The sequence below is a fragment of the Lelliottia sp. RWM.1 genome (assembly GCF_016859735.1).
In the GTDB taxonomy this organism is placed as follows: Bacteria; Pseudomonadota; Gammaproteobacteria; order Enterobacterales; family Enterobacteriaceae; genus Enterobacter.
The window spans coordinates 1-3157 of the sequence record NZ_WLVC01000103.1; the positions used below are offsets into that span (position 1 = coordinate 1).

Consider the following 3157-nt stretch of genomic DNA (forward strand, 5'->3'; position numbering starts at 1 on the left):
TTCCATGATAGTTCTCCGAATGAAAGCCTGTCCTCAGCATAATACCGGGAAGGAGGGAGTGACCATCTCATTAAATATCCTACGTTAAACCTGTTTCTTTAGCTGGCATTACAAAAAGCGAGCGTCTGCATGGTACAGACAGACGCCCGAATACGATAAAAATGAGACGAAAAAAACAGGTTACTTAACCCGCTTCCCCGTTTCGTCAATGACCTTTTCGCCGTCCTCTTTGGTAAACACTCCTTTCTGACCTTCAGGTAGAATATCCAGCACTATTTCTGAAGGGCGGCAAAGACGAGTGCCAAGCGGCGTAACGACTACCGGCCGATTAATCAGGATCGGATGTTGAAGCATAAAATCAATCAACTGCTCATCACTGAATTTCTCTTCATCAAGGCCCTGGTGTTCATAAGGCTCAACATTCTTACGCAGCAATGCACGCACCGTAATTCCCATATCTGAAATAAGTTTAATCAGCTCATCACGGGTCGGTGGCGTATCGAGATAATAAATAATGGTCGGTTCGTTACCGCTGTTACGGATCATCTCCAGCGTGTTGCGTGAAGTGCCGCAGGCCGGGTTGTGATAGATGGTAATGTTGCTCATATCTTTATCTCATTACAAAGTGATGGAAAGCCGCAACGCCAGCGCGGCCAGAGTGACAAACAGCACGGGCAGAGTCATGATAATGCCGGTGCGGAAGTAATAACCCCAGGTGATCGTTATATTTTTCTGGGCAAGCACATGCAGCCAAAGCAGGGTTGCCAGACTGCCAATCGGGGTGATTTTCGGGCCTAAATCGCAGCCAATCACGTTGGCATAAATCATTGCCTCTTTGACGACGCCAGTCGCCGTACTCCCGTCAATCGACAGCGCGCCAATCAGCACCGTCGGCATATTGTTCATCACCGACGACAGGAACGCGGTCAGGAAGCCGGTGCCGAACGTCGCTGCCCATAACCCCTTTTCTGCCAGCAGGTTCAGTACACCAGACAGATACTCCGTGAGCCCGGCATTGCGCAGGCCATAGACCACCAGGTACATGCCCAGCGAAAAAAACGCCTTCTGATCGTATAAATACACACCATGAGCGTTTTCACAAAGTCTCCTTCTGCCAGGCAGCGGATAATCTTACATGTGTCTGTCGTTTTCAGAAGACGGCAGACCGGACTAAAACCATAGGCATATCATTTGCCTTCAACAAGTTCACCGAACAGCTCTTTCACCCTGTTTCTGGCGTCCGTTAGCGCTATGTGCCCTTGTCCGGTGATTTCATATACTCGCCGACTTCGTCGACCGGCCTGAACATGTCGTGAAGTGAGATACCCCTTCTTTTCCATACCGTGCAGCATCGGATACAGGGTACCCGGGCTGAGTTGATAACCGTGGTGTCGCAATTCCTCAATGATGCCCAGACCAAAGACGGGTTCTTTGGCTGCATGATGCAGGATGTGCAAACGGATCATCCCGCCGTAAAGATCTTTGTCGGTCACGCCCGGAACCTCACAGTGCTAAACTCAACAACCAACCCGCAACACCGCAACTCACTACGACCAGCCACGGCGGCAGTTTCCAGAACATCAGAGCGACCAGTGCCACAAGGGCAAGGCCGAAATCTTGCGGAGCGAGAACTGCGCTCGTCCATACTGGTTGATAGAGAGCTGCCAGCAGAAGGCCAACTACGGCTGCATTAATACCCTGCAACGCTGCTTGTGTACGGATATTGCGGCGCAGACTTTCCCAGAACGGCAATGCTCCCACAATCAGAAGGAAGGACGGTGCGAAAATTGCCAGCAGACAAACCAGACCACCCAGCCAGCCAGAAGGCACCTGGTTCATCGAAGCCCCGAGAAAGGCTGCAAAAGTGAACAATGGTCCAGGAACGGCCTGGGCAGCGCCGTAGCCAGCCAAGAATGTATCAGTGCTGACCCAGCCAGAAGGAACGACTTCAGTCTGCAGTAATGGCAGCACGACATGCCCGCCACCAAAAACCAGTGATCCGGTCCGGTAGAAAGTTTCTACCATTAACAGCGTCGGATTTGGGAATATCGCCGTCAGCAATGGTAACCCTGTCAGTAGCACAAAGAACAGCGTGAGCCAGAACAATCCGACGCGACGCCGTATTGAAACGGGCAGCGGATCATGTACCGTCGTCTGCTGAGGTTTGAACAGTAACATGCCAGTGACAGCCGCAGTGACGATTACTCCCACCTGTCCCCAGGCCGATGGCACAAGAAGCACAAAGCAGGTTGCCACTGCCATGACAGTAATACGCGGTATATCCGGGCAAAGATTTCGGGCCATGCCCCATACAGCTTGCGCGACCACCGCAACGGCTACCACTTTCAGCCCATGCAATACACCAGAGGGCATCATATCCCCGTAACTGGTCATCCCCAGCGCAAACAGGATCAGTGCAACTGCTGACGGTAGCGTGAAGCCGGCCCATGCTGCCAGCGCCCCGGTATAACCGGCACGGGACAGCCCGAGCGCTATACCAACCTGACTGCTTGCTGGTCCCGGAAGGAACTGGCACAGAGCGACCAAATCTGCATAGCTGCGCTCGGTCAACCACTGCCGTCGCGTCACAAACTCATCGCGGAAGTAACCCAGATGGGCAATTGGGCCGCCGAAGGATGTCAGGCCAAGTCGGAAGAAAATCAGAAAGACAGCCCAGGGGCTGTGATCATTCCTGGCAGTATCGTTCATGGTCAGATCCTGATTGCTGGTTTTATTGGCTATTATAATCGAATTTCGTTATCGAAATTCGATTATAATAGCCACTGCTCCCTGTGGATAGAATGATGTTTCATGCTTTCCAGATGTTTACTTCAAGAACAGTTTCAACTGCCTGGCCAGTTATGGGCTTTATTCACATTCAGTATTATTGCTGTCCTGCTTTTACCCGGAGTATGGTTTGCCGGGTGGTATTAAATTCTCTGGCAACCGCACTGATACTGGCCCCGGAATTAAGGCGCTCTGACACTATTTTTTTTTGCTCCTCGCTCAAGATGGGCGGACGACCGAAGCGTTTCCCGGCTGATCTTGCCCGAGAAATCCCTGAATGTGTGCGTTCAATCAGGGAAGGTGCGAATAAGCAGGTCATTTCTTCCCAAGCTGACTCGCTGATTAAAATTTCGCGGATCTGGGCCGATTT

The 3157-nt window shown here is 51.7% G+C and carries 4 protein-coding genes and 1 pseudogene; all 5 read right to left on the reverse strand.

Annotated features, from left to right (window positions below):
• Positions 1 to 180: 180 nt before the first annotated feature.
• Complete coding sequence (arsC, locus tag GF617_RS26580) at positions 181 to 606, reverse strand: glutaredoxin-dependent arsenate reductase (RefSeq protein WP_049015986.1); 426 nt, start codon at positions 604 to 606, stop codon at positions 181 to 183.
• Between the two features lie 12 nt (positions 607 to 618).
• Positions 619 to 1068, reverse strand: a pseudogene (locus GF617_RS26585) (ArsB/NhaD family transporter); the annotation flags it as partial.
• A 119-nt stretch (positions 1069 to 1187) separates the two neighbouring features.
• Entirely contained in the window at positions 1188 to 1493 is a 306-nt protein-coding gene (locus GF617_RS26590) for a PadR family transcriptional regulator (protein ID WP_004206574.1), read from the reverse strand.
• Between the two features lie 10 nt (positions 1494 to 1503).
• The gene (chrA, locus tag GF617_RS26595; protein WP_049015982.1) at positions 1504 to 2709 is read right to left on the reverse strand and encodes a chromate efflux transporter; all 1206 of its coding nucleotides are present in this window, start codon (positions 2707 to 2709) and stop codon (positions 1504 to 1506) included.
• Between the two features lie 175 nt (positions 2710 to 2884).
• Positions 2885 to 3157, reverse strand: a 273-nt coding sequence (locus GF617_RS26600; RefSeq protein ID WP_239006642.1) for a helix-turn-helix domain-containing protein, incomplete at its 5' end; no start/stop codon positions are given.